This window comes from Pseudomonas anguilliseptica (genome assembly GCF_021375795.1).
Lineage (GTDB): Bacteria > Pseudomonadota > Gammaproteobacteria > Pseudomonadales > Pseudomonadaceae > Aquipseudomonas > Aquipseudomonas anguilliseptica_A.
This window is the reverse complement of record NZ_JAEIOI010000003.1, coordinates 68,391-83,998: the sequence shown is the minus strand read 5'-3', so window position 1 is coordinate 83,998 and position 15,608 is coordinate 68,391. Positions and strand designations below refer to the sequence as shown.

Genomic DNA, 15,608 nt, shown 5'->3' with positions numbered 1-15,608 from the left:
ATGAGTACTTTTATGAAGCGTAATGCCCTGTTTGGCAGCGCAGCGATGTTCAGTCTTTTGGCTGTTCTGCACGCGCCGACGTCATTGGCAGGTGAGGGGCACAGCGAGCACGAACAACATGCTGCCGAGTCGGCTGCGCCCGACGCCAGTGACAAGCCTGCAGATCAATCGAAAGGCAAGGCCGCTGGCCATCAGATGGATCATGGCGCCATGGATCATGAGGGTATGAACCATGACGATATGGGGCACGAGAAGATGATGGATAAGCATGGCGGCACCGAAGCCGAAGCAGGTTCGAACCATGACCACTAGGTTTTCACGCCCGTCCCTCATAGCGCTGGCCGTGTCGCTGAGTGCACTCAGCGGCGGCGTTACCCAGGCTGCGGAAGAAATGGATCATTCGGCAATGGGGCACGGCTCCATGTCGATGGACCACAGCCAGATGGGCCACGGTTCCGCCAAAGCGCCGATGGAGGGCATGGATCACAGCAAGATGGATCATGGTGCCATGCAGAGCGAATCGGGCAGCATGGACCATAGCCAGATGGGCCACAGCCAGAGCCAAGAGAAGGCCCCAGCCATGGACCACAGCAAGATGGGACACGGCACCATGCAGGGACAGATGGAGGGCATGGATCATTCGAAGATGAACCATGGCTCCGCTGAAGCCCCGAGAACTACCAGTCGTACGCCGATTCCCGTTCTGACGGATGCTGATCGCCAAGCGGCTTTCCCGCCACTGCCTGGCCACAAGGTGCATGACAGCGCCATCAACAGCTTTTTCCTGCTCGATCAGCTCGAATACCAAGACGCAGATGAGGGCAGCACCCTGGCCTGGGATGCGTCGGGTTGGGTAGGCGGTGATATCAACCGGGTCTGGTTCCGCTCCGAAGGCGAGCGTACCAACGGCGTTACCGAGGACGCTGAATTACAGCTGCTGTACGGCCGCTCGATCGGCCCTTGGTGGGATGTCGTCGCGGGCGTTCGCCAGGACTTTAAACCGGAGTCGCCGCAGACTTGGGCTGCCTTCGGTATCCAGGGCATGGCGCTTTACGCCTTTGAGGCCGAAGCCACGGCCTTCGTCGGCGAGAATGGCCAAACTGCTGCCCGACTGGAGGGCGAGTACGACATTCTGCTGACCAACCGGCTGATTCTCCAGCCAACTGCCGAAATGAACTTCTACGGCAAGAACGATCCTGAGCGAGGTGTGGGGTCTGGGTTGGCAAATACCGAGCTCGGCTTGCGTCTGCGTTACGAGATTGTCAGACAGTTTGCTCCCTATGTCGGGGTTTCCTGGAGCCGCTCCTATGGCAACACGGCAGACATGGTGCGCGACGAGGGCGGTGATGTAGACGAGGCGCGTTTTGTCGCCGGTATCCGGATGTGGTTTTGAGAACCTGACATGAAAAGAACAATTAAAACTTTGGTGGCGGCCGGCGTGGTCGGTAGCACAGCTGTCCTGGCCGGCGCCTACTTTGGCGTGGTCAACGTGGGGGCCGATGATCCCCATTTTCCTGCAGTGCATGCGTTTCTCACGATGGCCCGTGACCGCTCTATCGAAGTCCGTTCGCAGGACATCGAGGTTCCCAACCTGGATGATCAAGCTCTTATTCGCGCCGGTGCGGGCAACTACAACTCCATGTGTATCGGCTGTCATTTGGCGCCAGGTGTGGCGGAGACCGAGCTAAGCCAATCGCTTTATCCTGCGCCCCCCAACCTCGCCAAGATCGGTGTCGATGGCAATCCGTCAGCAGCGTTCTGGGTGATCAAGCATGGCATCAAGGCAACGGGTATGCCTGCGTGGGGCAAGAGCATGGGCGATGAGTACATCTGGGGCATGGTTGCCTTCCTTGACCAATTGCCGACGATGGATGCCAAGCAATACCAAGCACTCGTCGCATCCAGTGGCGGCCATCAGCATGGTGGTGGGGAAACGCAAATGCACAATCATGAAGGTCAGCACGGCGACAACAAGCCTGGCCATCATGACAATAGTGGCGGTGGCGATGACCATCATGGATCAGGTGATGCTGGAGAGCCTGGTCATCACGATGCCGCGGCTACGGATAGCGAGGGTGGCTCCGCACCTAAGGCAGGTCACCATTCGGATATGAGTGGCGATGACCACCATGCTGGGGATGAGGCGTCGTCCAACGGAGGTGATCATCACGCCGAGCAGGCTCCGAACGCCTCGCCCAAGACCCACACCCACGCCGATGGCAAAGAGCACGTACATGAAAGCTAAATATCTGGCCTTACTGGCCGCTCTCTCCGTCACGTCTGCGGTTCAAGCAGCTGATGCCCTGACGATTGATGTCCATCGTGATGCCAATTGCGGATGTTGCAAGAAGTGGATTTCACACCTCGAAGCGAATGGCTTCAAAGTCGTCGACCATGTTGAAAGCAACATGACAGCAGTGAAGCAAAGACTGGGCGTCGCGCCACGGTTAGCGTCTTGCCACACCGCGGTGATTGACGGCAAGTTCGTCGAAGGTCATGTGCCGGCGGCTCAGGTCATCGAACTCACCAAGCGCGATGATCTGCTGGGCATCGCTGTTCCCGGGATGCCGGCGGGCTCCCCCGGCATGGAAGTCGATGGCGTACAGCATGCCTACCAGGTCATTGGCTTGACCAAGACGGGTTCTGATCAGGTCGTTGCAGAATATCCCGCCCAGTAGTACTGCCTGCCAGCACGGCCGCTTGTGTGTAGTGGCCGACTCATTTTCATACGTCCTTTAACCTAAGTAAAAAAGGCGCCCTAGGGCGCCAAGGGCTGTCTCCAAACCAAAGGAGCACTACGAGGGGACAGCAGGACCAAGGAGCGAGCGGGCAATCAACCCGCTCGCTTGCCAGGGTTAGAGAACTTCCAGCGGGTACTCGACAATCAGGCGGAACTCATCCAAATCCGACTCGAAGTCGGTGGCGCGAGTCGTGGCTTGTCGAATGCGAAAGGACATGTCCTTCAACGACCCAGACTGCACAACGTACTTGGCCTCGATGTCCCGCTCCCAGCGCTTCTGGTTGGTCAACGGATCGCCGTTGTCATCACGGCGCATATAGACTTCGTTGGCGTTGCTGTAGTCGGCATCCCAGCCCTGGGCATATCGAGTCATGAAGCTCAATCCAGGCACACCGAAAGGCTCCATATCCAGGTCATAGCGCACTTGCCATGACTTCTCCTTCGGCGAGTTGAAGTCGCTGTACTGGATGGAGTTGTCGAGGTAGATGGAGTCCGATTGGCGCAAGTAGTCGAAGTCATCATCGCCATTGTTGCGCTGGAGACCCACCAGCACTGTATGAGCGCCGAATTGGATGCCGACCTTGCCGCTCCAGATGTTGTTATCGAAGCTCCCGAGGAGCTGCCTCCCTTCATCGACCGCCTTGTAGTAGTTCAGCCCGCCGATCAAGGCGACATCGTCCGCAAGCGGGTAGCTCAGCGTGGTGCCCGCGTAATATTGATTCCAGGCATCCTTGAGGCGGCTGGTGTAGAGACTAAAGCCGACGTTGTCATTAAGCGTGTAATCACCACCGAAATAGGCGATCCATGGCGAGTCCACTTCGCCCGCGTAGAAGGTAGCGAAGCCGTCGCGCATGCTGCTGGTATTGGGTTGGCTCATCGAGTGGAGGCGACCGCCTTGAAGCGACAGTCCTTCCACGCTGCTGTTGACCACGGTGACACCTCGGAAACTCTCCGGTAAAAGCCGTGCATCACCGTATTAGACGACCGGGCTGACGGGAAAGACGTCGCCTACCTTGATCTCGGTATCCATGAACCGAGTTTTCACCGCGCCCCCCAGTTTGGAGTAGTTGTCCTCAGCCTGCCCGAGGCTGTTGTAAGGCATCACGTCGACTGAGCCGCCTGCTCCAGAACGGCCGTCGCCGGTGTCAAGCTTGAGCCCTAGCATGGCAAAGGCATCGACACCAAAGCCTATGGTGCCCTCGGTGAAACCAGACTCGAATCTGCCTATCACGCCATGCGCCCACTCTTCCGAATAGCCATTACCCGAGCTGCTGGACTGGCCTTTACGGAAATCGCGGTTGAAGTAGAGATTTCGATTGAGAATGGTCAGGCTGCTGCCTTCGATAAATCCCTCGCCTTTCTCGCCGGCGGCCATTGCAGCTTGCCCGGTACTGACGCTCAGAGTGAGCAGAGAAAGTCCTAACAGGGTTCTGTTATTCATAAATGCTCCTGATGTTATTGGCAGTTGTCATTGTGTGGTCGCATATATGTGCCAAGCGCGCCGGGCATAGCCAGGCACGCCTTGGTCATATTTCCACATGCCAAATAACGTCAGGGTGACTTGGAAATTACATTTCAGTCAGCGCGATGTCATTTATCTAGTTTTGATTACGGCAACCTGTCCCGGCTGCCCGGTATTCAAGAATATTCAGATCGCCATTGGAGTCCTCGTAGGTCATCTGGGCCGGCATCACACCGCAGCTAGAGTCCGTCGGGGTAGTGGCCACGACCCTGGCGATATCGAGTTTCATGCCGTAGCGGTAATGAATAACTTCAGGCGGATTCTTTCCGTTAGCGGCAGCATACTCTTGCATGGCCTGCTCATTGGCCTGAATCATCCGACCATAAACACGATCAGCGCCGCCTTCTGCCAGAGCTGCAGAGGAAACAACCATAGCGGAAAGTGCAGCAATGACTTTGAGGTTTTTCATGTTTAATCACTCCTTCAAGGTGGTGATTAAAATATAAACGCAAGACCCTGTCACAAACGTGAAGCGAGAATTACATTCCTGTAATGGATCTAAACTCTTTGAGAGTAAAGGTTTTGATACGTCAGTTATGTTTGGCACTCGTCAGAGCAATTACAGGCGTCGGCTACCGAAGATAACAATTTCTACCCAGGTATCAGTGAGTGGGTCATTGGAAAGTCAGCTTTGGTGAGGCGATCGTTAGCGGTAGTAATGCACTCTTGGCGGCTCCCCATAGTCGCCGTCTGTGCATTTCGCTAAATGCGTGCGCTGCACAAACAGTGCAACGCACGGATTATTGCTAATTACAGCAGTGGAAGGGTGTAGCTCACGATCAGGCGGTTCTCATCAACGTCGTTGCCGAAGTTGGTTGAACGTAGTGTGGCGTTGCGCCATTTAACGCCCAGGTTTTTCAGCGCACCGTCCTGAAAGACATAGGCGATGTCAGTATTGCGCTCCCACTCCTTACCATCGGCACCGCCTGCGCCTAGATCAATATTGTCGCCGGTCAGGTAACGGGTCATGAACGTCAAGCCAGGGATGCCAACGCTGGCAAAGTTGAAGTCATAGCGGGCCTGCCATGAGGTTTCGTCTTTGTTGGCGAAGTCGCCGATCTGCACATAGTTGACCAGGAACGGATCGGTGCCGTTGATGTAGGCGTAGCCGGTGTCTCCGCTCATGCTCTGGTAGCCAACACCGAGGGCGTGGCCACCAAAGGCGTAGGTAAACATTGCTCCGAATGCCTTGTTGTCGACGTTGCTGTTGCCTTCATCGGTGGAGCGGGCGTAGCGAAGATCAGTTTTTAGCGACTGCTTGTCACCTAGCGGCAAGGTATGCAGGACAGTGAAAATATGCTGTTTGTAGAAGTCGTCCAGGTTGCCGTAGTTGTAGCCAGTGGTCAGGTTGCTGTTCCATTTGTAGGTCGCCCCGGCAAAGCTGAACTCATCGCTCGTCTGGGTTCCACCGCCACTGATAGCGCGGGCAGAGCCGCTGGTAATGCTGAGGTCTTCGCTATCGGAGGAGTCGCGCTGGCTTACTTGCTTGAGCTGGCCTGCATCAAAGGTAAGCCCGTCAATCTCCAGCGAGTTGAGATGTCCGCCCTGAAAGGTCTGTGGCTGTAGGCGCGAGTCGTTCGCTTGGACGGTTGGCAGCTTGGGTTGCAGCGTGCCTAATTTCAGCACGCTGTTCGAAGCACGTAGCTTCGCGGTTAAACCCATCTCGCCATATTCATCCTGCGCGGCACGAGGTGCTTCTTTATCGCGCTTGAGCAGGCCCGAGCCTGAGCGATCGGCGCTGGAGTCCAGCTTGAGGCCAAGCATGCCGATGGCGTCGATGCCCACGCCGACTGTCCCTTCGGTGAACCCGGATTCGTAGCGCAGCAGGAAGCCCTGGGCCCATTCCTCCTGCTTTGATTGGCTGGCTGAGTCTTGGCGGAAGTCGCGATTGAAATAGAAGTTACGCGCTTCCAGACCGGCTTTGCTGTCTGCAAAAAATTCAGCGGAGGCTGGCTGGCTAAGACTGAGTACCCCAGTACTCACCGCGACTGCCAAGAGGGTCTTCTTCATTGTTGTTTCTCCATGCTCAGGGGGTTGGCATATCGGGGAGCCGTCGCTGTATGCCGTGCTCTCCGAATAGGGGCGGGTTCCTCTGCAGCCAATCTTCGGCTGGTCGTTATGCCTGTACGCCTGCAGGGTCTAGGTCGAGGAACCATTGCGGACTTTGGGGAAGATCAAACGGAACACGGTGAAGCTGCCTGGCAGGCTGCTGACCTCGACCGTGCCCTGATGCAGGCTCATGATCGAGCGAACAATTGCCAGGCCAAGCCCTGTTCCACCTTCGGCACGAGAGCGGCTGGTATCGACACGGTAGAAGCGTTCGAACAAATGAGGGATGTGTTGTGCGGGAATGCCAATCCCGGGGTTTTCCACCGAGAACGATACGGTTTCGCTGTGCTTTTCGATCAGCAACGAAATGTTTGCGCCGATGGGGCTATGTCGAATCGCATTGGACAACAGGTTTGAAATCGCGCGCTGCACCATCAGCCGATCACCGAAGGTTAGGCCTGCTCCGACAATGCTCAGGCTGATCTGCTTCTCTTCCGCGGAGATGCTGAACAGATCCACAACGCGTCTTGCCTCATCTTCTAGGGCAATCTTCTCGAAGGGAACCAGGGACGCCGGGTGGCTGACTTGAGCGAGAAACAGCATGTCGGAAACAATCCGGGTGACGCGCTCAAGCTCTTCTGTACAGCACTCCAGTACGGCTTTGTATTCCTCTGGCGGACGCTCTCTGGAGAGAGTTACCTGGGCTTTGCCCATCAGGTTGGTGATGGGCGAACGCAACTCATGGGCCAAGTCATCAGAGAATTGCGATAGCTGCTGAACGCCGCCATCAAGTCGATGCAGCATGAAGTTGATGCCGTGGGCCAGCGCGCTGAGTTCTTGTGGAAGCTTATCCACGGAAATTCGGTGGGTCAGATCCTGTGTGGAGATCAGCGATGCAACCTGGCGAAATTGCCGGAGCGGAGAAAGGCCTCGCTGCACGATCCACCATGCGCCCATGCCAATCAGCGCGAGCAGAAGAGGGAGTGCGATCAGTGTTGACTTGAGGTAGGCACTGAGCAGTGCTTCGTCGGCAGATCGATCAATTGAGAGTAAGACCCTGACGTGGTCGCCGTCGTTGAGCAGCATCACCTTGGATGCGGTCAGGAAGTTGTTTCCCTCAGTATCCGACCAGCTTTGGTAACTAGGGGTATCGCCTGCTGGTATGTTGGCAAGAATGGGCTCCCTGGATTTCTCACCCAGATTCAGGAGTAATTTGGTGCCTGACTTTTTCCCGTAGATCGTCAGGTGCAGGTTGTCATGCCCCATGACCAGATCCAGCAACTCGTGAGGTTGCTGGGCAATTGCATGTGCACTCATGTCTTCGGCGAGATTGTGCTGAATCTGCTCCAGTTTGCCGTCAAGACTCTGCTTGGCCAACGAGTCCAGCTCATGGGTAAGCGCGAAGTAGGCGAGTGCCGCTAGCAGAACAACCAGTGCCGCCCCCATCACGCTGACCGACAGGCCAAGGCGCATGGATAGACTGGCCGGCTTCATGCCCGTTCCTCAAGCACGTACCCAACACCCCTGAGGGTGTGGATCAGTTTGTTATCGAACGGATCATCAATTTTGGCGCGTAGCCTGCGGATGGAGACTTCGACGACGTTTGTGTCGCAGTCAAAATTCATATCCCAGACCAGCGAAATGATCTGGGTGCGCGATAGCACTTCCCCAGAGCGGCGCATCAGTAGGTGCAGCAACGCAAACTCTTTAGTGGTCAGGTCGATGCGCTGCTCACCACGGAACGCGCGGTGCCTCGCCGGATCAAGCTCAAGGTCGGCTACCCGCAGCACTTCCGGTACTGGAATTTGCTCGCTTCGCCGTAGCAATGTACGAATTCGCGCAAGTAATTCAGGGAACTCGAACGGTTTGACTAAATAATCATCTGCCCCCAAATCCAGGCCTTTAATTTTATCCACTAAGCGCCCGCGTGCAGTCAGCATTATCACGCGTGTACTGCTGTTACTGCGTATATGCTCAAGCACGCCCCAGCCATCAATTTCAGGCAGGTTTACATCAAGCACTACCAAGTCGTAAGCGTGTTGCCTAACAAGGTGGAGACCGTCCACGCCAGTGGCTGCCTTATCAACTACATAGCCACTTTCGCTTAAACCTTGGTGTAAGTATTCGGCAGTCTTGGGCTCGTCCTCGACAATAAGGATTCGCATAAAAATTCACCTTAAAATGTGCAGCCAGTATTTTTTAGATATTCTTTTGTTGTGGCTGCGGAGTGGTTTTAATTCTTTCATCGGCGGTCACGGATATGACCTACGGCTTTTCAGGTTGCTCCAAGGCTAAAGCCTGAAGCGGCTTTAGGGTCAAGCTGTAATGCCTATTTCGCATGGCTCCAAGGTGTTAAGCGACAACGTGTCGCAGTACTTGCCCTTATCCAAAACCCCCAACTTTTGACTGGCAGGGCTGCCCGGGGCGCTACACGCGAGGCAACCGCTATTTAACTGTGTTTGTTTCTAGTTGTTGCTGGGCGCTAAATCGCCTGCTCTCTTGAGCGCTGCCAATACTAATACAGGCCTACTTGGAAAGGTGCTGGATAACGTATTTGTAATTTTCCAGTCACCTTGCTGATAGGCGTGGAGCACTACATTCTGCCGGGAATTGGCTTTCTACTTATTTTCCCAAGTAATGATCCTCGATATCCCTCGGGATTAATAAATATAAAGGCCTTCATTATATTCCAGCAGAGTTAGTTCTGCGGAGGACTTTTAAGTGCATGTAAAAACAATGGCCGGACATGGAGTTGGAGTAGGTAAGTTCTGTGTGTTATCAGGGCTACTGGCTGCATTGTTAATTGCTCCAGTTCCAACAACTGCTGCCGAATCAACAAGGCAGTCAATAACGATTGATGAGGCGTTGGCGCAAGCGCTCACTGAGAACCAGGAGTTCGCTGCAGCACAATGGAATACAGGTATTGCCGAAGGTGCTCGTACTCAAGCTGGGCTGATCCCGAATCCTGAGTTGTCCTGGAGCGTTGAGGACACGCGCAGTGAGTCGCGCGTTACCAGCATTCAGGTATCTCAGCCAATTGAGCTGGGCGGCAAGCGTAGCGCGCGTATTGATGTGTCTGAGCGTGATCAGGACGCGGTGGCGATTGATCTGGAGCGTAAGAAAAACATCTTGCGCGCTGAGGTCATCCAGGCCTTTTACTCAGCCCTGCGTGCCCAGGAAGGACTGCAGCTTTCCACTCAGTCGTTAGACCTTGCCCGTCGCGGACTTCAGGTGGTCGAAGGGCGCGTAAAGGCCGGCAAGGCTTCGCCAATCGAAATTTCGCGTGCTCAGGTGCAGCTTTCGGAAATTCAACTGGAGCTGAATCGCGCACGCCTCAATCAAAGCAATGCCTACAAGCAACTGGCGCTCATAACGGGTGCCAAGACACCGAACTTCGCGCATGTCGAGGGTGATCTTGAGCGCCTGCCGTACCTGCCGTCGCAGGCTGAGATGCTTGCACGCATAACAGATACAGCGGACCTACGGCTGGCCAACACGCAAATCCAGCGTGCCGAGTCTTCCTTGGAACTCGAAAAGTCGCAGCGCATTCCAGACCTCACCGTCAGCGTTGGCAGCCAGTACGACGAAGGGCTTGGCGAGCGCGTCAATTTGCTCGGCTTGTCGATGCCTATTCCGTTGTTCAACCGCAACCAAGGCAATGTGCTGGCCGCTGCTCAAGGAGCTGACCAAGCGCGGGATTTGCGCAATGCCGCAGAGCTCCGCCTGCGCGCGGAAGCCCAGCAGGCATTTGAGCAGTGGGAAAGCGCTAGAAGTGAAGTCGACTCGATCAGCGGCACACTGCTGCCGACCGCGCAGCAAGCAGTAGAGGGCGCAGTACGTGGATTCGAGATGGGCAAGTTTGCCTTTATCGATGTACTCGATGCTCAGCGCACCCTCGTAAGCATGCGCTCCCAATACCTGAATACCCTGGATGAAGCTATTTCGGCCTGGGTGAGCTTGGAGAAGATTTACGGCTCCCAACTCAACATCGAATTCAAAAAATAAGCATCTCTCACACCTACATAACGCCTTAGATGGTCGCGTCATGCGACATGAAGCCTCGCCTGCTTTCCTGGCGGCTGCATGTTTATTGAGCGCGTTTAGTCGCCGCCTGGGCATGAGTCAAATTCAATACTTTTGATAATTTGGAGTTACCAATGGCATCAACAACTCCCAGAAAGCAGTGGCTGATGATTGTGGCTGTTGTCGTCATCGGTTTAGCCGTGGCGGGTCTGATTCTAAGTGGTAGCCCTGGTAAGTCCGGGGAGGAAGGCCATGGCCATGATGAGAGTCATGAGGATGTATCGGCTCACGCAGATCCCGAGCACCACGGGGAGGCTTCGGCCGACGAGCATGAAGAGGCCGATGAGCATGCAGATAAAGAGCACCATGAAACTGTAGAACCCACCAAGGGCGAGCATGGCGGCAAGCTTTTCACCGAGGGTGATTATGCACTTGAAGTGACGATTTTTGAGGAGGGCGTAGAGCCTCAGTTCAGGCTCTATACCTACCTGGACGGTAAGCTTTTAAATCCTACTGAAAGCACGGTACAGGTGACCTTGTTGCGTCTTGGCCAACCTGCGCAAATCATCAATTTCAGCAAAGAGAATGACTACCTACGTGGCGATGCCGCGGTTGTAGAGCCGCATTCATTCCAGGTTTCCATCAGCGCCAAGCACAGTGGCAAGAGCTATTCGTTCGGTTACGAGCAGGTTGAGGGCCGCGTGACGATGACGGATGCGCAGCTTGAGCAGGGTGGCGTCACGCTCGCCACTGCTGGTCCAGCGAAAATCGCCTCCACGCTGCAAGTGCTCGGCGAGGTTCGTTACAACGGTGACCGCACGGTTCAGGTGACCCCGCAACTTGCCGGGCGCGTCGACTCGGTGGCGGTTAGTGCTGGCGATACGGTCAGCAAGGGTCAGGTATTGGCCAAAATCTCCAGCCAGGCGCTGGCCGAACTGCGTGGCGAGCTAATGGCCGCCCAGCAACGCTCTGCGCTTGCCCGCACGACCTATGCACGTGAAAAGCAATTGTGGGAAGAGAAGATTTCCGCCGAGCAGGACTTCCTGCAGGCGCAAGTTGCCATGCAGGAAGCTGCTATCGCAGTGCAGCGCGTCCAGCAACAAATCGCTTCGCTGGGCGGTGCCCCGGCCAAAGGCCAGAATCTCACCGAATTCGAGATTCGTGCCCCTATCGATGGCGTGATAACCAGCAAAAGCATCTCTGTTGGTGAAGTACTCAAAGAGGACTCCGCAGTCTTTACCGTCTCGGATTTGTCGACCGTATGGGTGGACTCAACCGTCGCGGCGAAAGACTTGGGCGTAATCGCCGAAGGGCAAAACGTTGTCGTGAGCTCCAGCGCATTCGCCGCCACGGCTAAGGGCTCCATTTCCTATGTCAGCGCTCTGGTTGGGGCGCAAACCCGCTCGGCGACTGCTCGCATCGTGCTAGCCAACCCAGATCGGATATGGCGGCCTGGTTTGCCAGTGACGGTCGAGGTGATTGCCCAGGAGAACGACGTTCCCGTTGCAGTAGCGGTCGAAGCGATCCAGACCGTTCGCGATTGGCAGGTAGTGTTCGGCCGCTTCGATAACCAGCTAGAAGCTCGGCCTCTTGAGCTGGGCAAATCCGACGGCCACTTCGTCGAGGTTATCTCGGGTCTGAAGGCGGGCGATCGATACGCGCTGAAGAACAGCTTCCTGATCAAAGCTGAGCTTGGCAAAGCCGGCGCGAGCCATGACCACTAATTCGGAGTCGAGCTATGAAACAAGTTACAGCTATTTTTCGTCCGATCCGGCTTGAAGCCGTCGAGCAAGCGCTGCACGCACTGCCGCATCTACCAGGATTCACCATCCTGCCAGCCCATGGTCATCCGCGTGGTCACGGCAAGGATCATGGATATATCGCAGACGAATGGAATCCAGACGCCCATCAGCATCTCGTGCTGCTGGCGTTCTGCTCCGATGAGGTTGCCGATGAGATCGTCCATGCCATCGAGAAGGCCGCCCACACAGGTGTTCCCGGTGATGGAATCGTCGCCGTGGCCCCTTTGACCGACGCATTGCGCATCCGTACTGGAGAGCGCGGTGATGCTGCGCTTTAGGGGAAATTGACATGTACGAACGATTAATTCGCTTCGCCATCGACCAGCGCTGGCTAGTCTTGCTGGCTGTGCTCGGCATGGCGGCGTTGGGTGTTTACAGCTACCAGAAGTTGCCGATTGATGCGGTTCCCGACATCACCAACGTGCAGGTGCAGATCAATACCGAGGCAAAGGGCTACTCGCCACTGGAAACTGAGCAACGCGTGACCTTTCCGATTGAATCGGTAATGGCTGGGCTGCCCAACTTACAGGAAACGCGTTCAATCTCACGCTACGGGTTGTCGCAGGTCACCGTCATTTTCGAAGACGGCACAGACATCTACTTCGCTCGTCAGTTGGTGAATGAGCGGATACAGGAAGCGCGTAGCAATCTACCCAGTGATCTGTCGCCGAGCATGGGGCCAATCGCTTCTGGTCTGGGCGAGATCTACATGTGGACCATCGAGGCGCAAGACGGTGCGAAGAAGCCGGATGGCAGCGCCTATACTCCGATGGATTTGCGTGAGATTCAGGACTGGATCGTCAAGCCGCAACTGCGAACCGTCAAAGGTGTTACCGAGATCAACACCATTGGCGGTTATGCCAAGGAGTTCCAGGTTTCACCCAAGCCGGAGCGCCTGGTCGCACATGGCCTCAGCCTGCAGGACATTGTGGTTGCGTTGGAGAGCAATAATGCCAACGTTGGTGCGGGCTACATCGAACGCAGCGGCGAGCAGTACCTGATCCGCGCTCCGGGACAAGTCGGCAATATCGCTGACATCGCCAACATCATCATCAAGAACACCGATGGTGTTCCTGTGCGCATCGGTGATGTGGCCGAGGTTGGCCTGGGTAAGGAGCTGCGCACCGGGGCCGCTACTGAGAACGGCCAGGAGGTGGTGCTCGGCACTGCCTTTATGTTGATTGGTGAGAACAGCCGCTATGTATCGCAGGCTGTCGACCAGCGCATAAAGGAGATCAATCGCAACCTGCCGAAAGGAGTCATAGCGAAGACGGTCTATGACCGCACTGTATTGGTCGATAAGGCCATCAATACGGTGAAGAAGAATCTGATCGAAGGCGCTCTGCTGGTTATCGCTATCCTGTTCCTGTTCCTGGGTAACATTCGGGCGGCCCTCATCACCGCAATGGTGATTCCGCTGTCGATGCTGTTCACCTTTACGGGCATGGTCAGCAACAAGGTCAGCGCGAACCTGATGAGCCTTGGCGCACTCGATTTCGGCATCATCATCGATGGTGCCGTGGTGATCGTAGAGAACTGCGTGCGTCGTTTGGCTCACGCCCAGGCCGCAGCAGGCCGAACGTTGACCCGTAATGAGCGCTTCCATGAGGTGTTCGCGGCGTCGAAGGAGGCGCGTCGTCCACTGCTGTTCGGCCAACTGATCATTATGGTGGTTTACCTGCCGATATTTGCGCTCACCGGCGTGGAAGGCAAGATGTTCCACCCAATGGCGTTCACCGTGGTGACAGCCCTGTTCGGAGCCATGATCCTCTCGGTGACATTCGTCCCGGCAGCTGTTGCACTGTTCCTCAATGGCAACGTCAGTGAAAAAGAAAATCGGCTAATGGCCTGGGTCAAGCAAGGCTACGCGCCGTTGCTAGATTGGGTCATGGTCAGCAAGCCGTTAGTGCTGACCATTGCGACAGTCATCATGGTGCTTTCTGGTTTAGCTGCTTCGCGGATGGGCAGTGAGTTCGTGCCGAGCCTGGATGAGGGCGATATCGCTTTGCATGCCCTGCGTATTCCTGGCACTAGCCTTTCGCAAGCAATTGAAATGCAGGTGCAACTCGAACAACGAATCAAATCCTTTGCCGAGGTTGATACGGTGTTCGCCAAGCTTGGAACTGCTGAAGTCGCAACCGATCCAATGCCGCCGAACGTGGCGGACAACTTTGTCATGCTAAAGCCGCGCGACCAGTGGCCCGATCCTGATCGCAGCAAAGCCGATTTGGTTGCGGCGATGCAGGAGGCGGTTGAACAGGTTTCCGGCAACAACTATGAGTTCACTCAGCCCATTCAGATGCGCTTCAACGAGCTGATCTCCGGCGTACGCAGTGACGTCGCAGTGAAAGTGTTTGGCGATGACATGGATGTGATGAACGAGACCGCCGAGCAAATCGCTGAGGTGCTGGAGGGTATTCCAGGAGCAGCTGATGTGAAGGTCGAACAGACCACCGGTCTGCCGATGCTCAGCGTACAAATCGACCGTGAGAAAGCCGCACGATTCGGTTTGAATGTCTCGGAGATTCAGGACGCCATTTCCACCGCCATCGGCGGGCGCGAGGCGGGTGCACTGTTTGAAGGTGACCGGCGTTTCGATATCCAAGTTCGCCTGGCGGACGAGTGGCGCAATGATGTCGACAAGATCCAGCAGCTACCTATTCGTCTGGCCAATGGCGATGGGTTGGATGGCCCAGGGTTTGTGCGCTTGGCTGATGTGGCGAGTGTGGTGTCCGCACCGGGGCCGAACCAGATCAGCCGTGAAAGTGGCAAGCGCCGCGTGGTGGTCACCGCTAACGTTCGCGGTCGCGATATCGGCTCATTTGTCGCCGAGGCCGAGAGCAAGATCGCCCAGGCGGTTAGCGTCCCTACAGGCTACTGGACGACCTGGGGCGGCACCTTCGAGCAGCTTCAGTCGGCGGCCAAGCGCCTGCAGATTGTCGTACCGGTCTCATTGCTGCTGGTGTTCACACTGCTCTTTATGATGTTCGGCAATGTCAAAGATGGCCTGCTGGTGTTCACCGGCGTGCCCTTCGCGCTGACAGGCGGGATCATGGCCTTGTGGCTGCGAGATATTCCGCTCTCGATCTCCGCGGGCGTGGGTTTCATTGCTTTGTCGGGCGTGGCGGTGCTCAACGGCCTGGTAATGATTTCCTTCATTCGCAGTTTGCGTGAGAACGGCATGGGGCTGGACGAGGCTATTCGTGAAGGCGCGTTGACTCGTTTGCGTCCGGTGCTGATGACAGCCTTGGTGGCGTCTCTGGGCTTTATTCCAATGGCCACTGCCATCGGTACGGGCGCAGAAGTTCAGCGCCCTCTGGCGACGGTGGTGATTGGCGGAATCTTGTCTTCAACCGCGCTGACGCTGCTGGTTTTGCCATTGCTCTACCGCTTGGCCCATCGTCTGCGCTAAGTTCACAGCGCTATTTGTGTGCAACTGAAAAGCCCCGCTCTTGAGCGGGGCTTTTTGCTT

12 protein-coding genes and 1 pseudogene are annotated in these 15,608 nt (G+C 56.0%); 8 read left to right on the top strand and 5 right to left on the bottom strand.

The window, feature by feature from the left end:
• From IOD17_RS11830 to IOD17_RS11815, 4 genes are read left to right on the top strand one after another with little or no spacing between them, the layout of a single operon-like run.
• Entirely contained in the window at nucleotides 1-312 is a 312-nt protein-coding gene (locus IOD17_RS11830; protein WP_003246749.1) for a hypothetical protein, read from the top strand.
• On the top strand, nucleotides 302-1,393 hold the full coding sequence (locus tag IOD17_RS11825) for a copper resistance protein B (RefSeq protein WP_054903494.1): 1,092 nt from the start codon (nucleotides 302-304) through the stop codon (nucleotides 1,391-1,393). The genes IOD17_RS11830 and IOD17_RS11825 overlap by 11 nt, the downstream gene beginning before the upstream one ends.
• Nucleotides 1,394-1,402: 9 nt before the next feature.
• Nucleotides 1,403-2,245, top strand: a complete 843-nt coding sequence (locus IOD17_RS11820; RefSeq protein ID WP_170050792.1) for a c-type cytochrome — start codon at nucleotides 1,403-1,405, stop codon at nucleotides 2,243-2,245.
• A complete protein-coding gene (locus IOD17_RS11815; protein ID WP_003246746.1) occupies nucleotides 2,235-2,678 on the top strand; it encodes a DUF411 domain-containing protein in 444 nt (147 codons plus the stop codon). The genes IOD17_RS11820 and IOD17_RS11815 overlap by 11 nt, the downstream gene beginning before the upstream one ends.
• A 177-nt stretch (nucleotides 2,679-2,855) precedes the next feature.
• On the opposite strand, the pseudogene IOD17_RS11810 reads toward IOD17_RS11815, so the two are convergent.
• The 5 genes and pseudogenes from IOD17_RS11810 to IOD17_RS11790 all read right to left on the bottom strand — a co-directional run bounded on the left by IOD17_RS11810 (nucleotide 2,856) and on the right by IOD17_RS11790 (nucleotide 8,476).
• A pseudogene (locus IOD17_RS11810) lies at nucleotides 2,856-4,181 on the bottom strand (OprD family porin).
• Between the two features lie 157 nt (nucleotides 4,182-4,338).
• Nucleotides 4,339-4,671 (bottom strand): DUF2790 domain-containing protein, encoded by a 333-nt coding sequence (locus IOD17_RS11805; protein ID WP_017675718.1) that lies wholly within the window; start codon nucleotides 4,669-4,671, stop codon nucleotides 4,339-4,341.
• A gap of 341 nt (nucleotides 4,672-5,012) precedes the next feature.
• Complete coding sequence (locus IOD17_RS11800; RefSeq protein WP_233685278.1) at nucleotides 5,013-6,272, bottom strand: OprD family porin; 1,260 nt, start codon at nucleotides 6,270-6,272, stop codon at nucleotides 5,013-5,015.
• A gap of 129 nt (nucleotides 6,273-6,401) precedes the next feature.
• Nucleotides 6,402-7,805 (bottom strand): heavy metal sensor histidine kinase, encoded by a 1,404-nt coding sequence (locus IOD17_RS11795; RefSeq protein ID WP_045733424.1) that lies wholly within the window; start codon nucleotides 7,803-7,805, stop codon nucleotides 6,402-6,404.
• A complete protein-coding gene (locus IOD17_RS11790) occupies nucleotides 7,802-8,476 on the bottom strand; it encodes a heavy metal response regulator transcription factor (RefSeq protein ID WP_017675714.1) in 675 nt (224 codons plus the stop codon). The genes IOD17_RS11795 and IOD17_RS11790 overlap by 4 nt, the downstream gene beginning before the upstream one ends.
• Before the next feature lie 571 nt (nucleotides 8,477-9,047).
• On the opposite strand from IOD17_RS11790, the gene IOD17_RS11785 reads away from it, so the two are divergent.
• From IOD17_RS11785 to IOD17_RS11770, 4 genes are all read left to right on the top strand, one after another.
• The gene (locus IOD17_RS11785) at nucleotides 9,048-10,316 is read left to right on the top strand and encodes a TolC family protein (protein WP_267925831.1); all 1,269 of its coding nucleotides are present in this window, start codon (nucleotides 9,048-9,050) and stop codon (nucleotides 10,314-10,316) included.
• A 152-nt stretch (nucleotides 10,317-10,468) separates the two neighbouring features.
• Nucleotides 10,469-12,058 carry an efflux RND transporter periplasmic adaptor subunit gene (locus tag IOD17_RS11780; RefSeq protein WP_143003858.1) on the top strand — a complete coding sequence of 530 codons (1,590 nt, stop codon included), beginning with the start codon at nucleotides 10,469-10,471 and terminating at the stop codon, nucleotides 12,056-12,058.
• Between the two features lie 14 nt (nucleotides 12,059-12,072).
• Complete coding sequence (locus IOD17_RS11775; protein ID WP_090256271.1) at nucleotides 12,073-12,414, top strand: P-II family nitrogen regulator; 342 nt, start codon at nucleotides 12,073-12,075, stop codon at nucleotides 12,412-12,414.
• Between the two features lie 11 nt (nucleotides 12,415-12,425).
• Entirely contained in the window at nucleotides 12,426-15,548 is a 3,123-nt protein-coding gene (locus tag IOD17_RS11770; protein ID WP_090256270.1) for an efflux RND transporter permease subunit, read from the top strand.
• Nucleotides 15,549-15,608 lie beyond the last annotated feature (60 nt).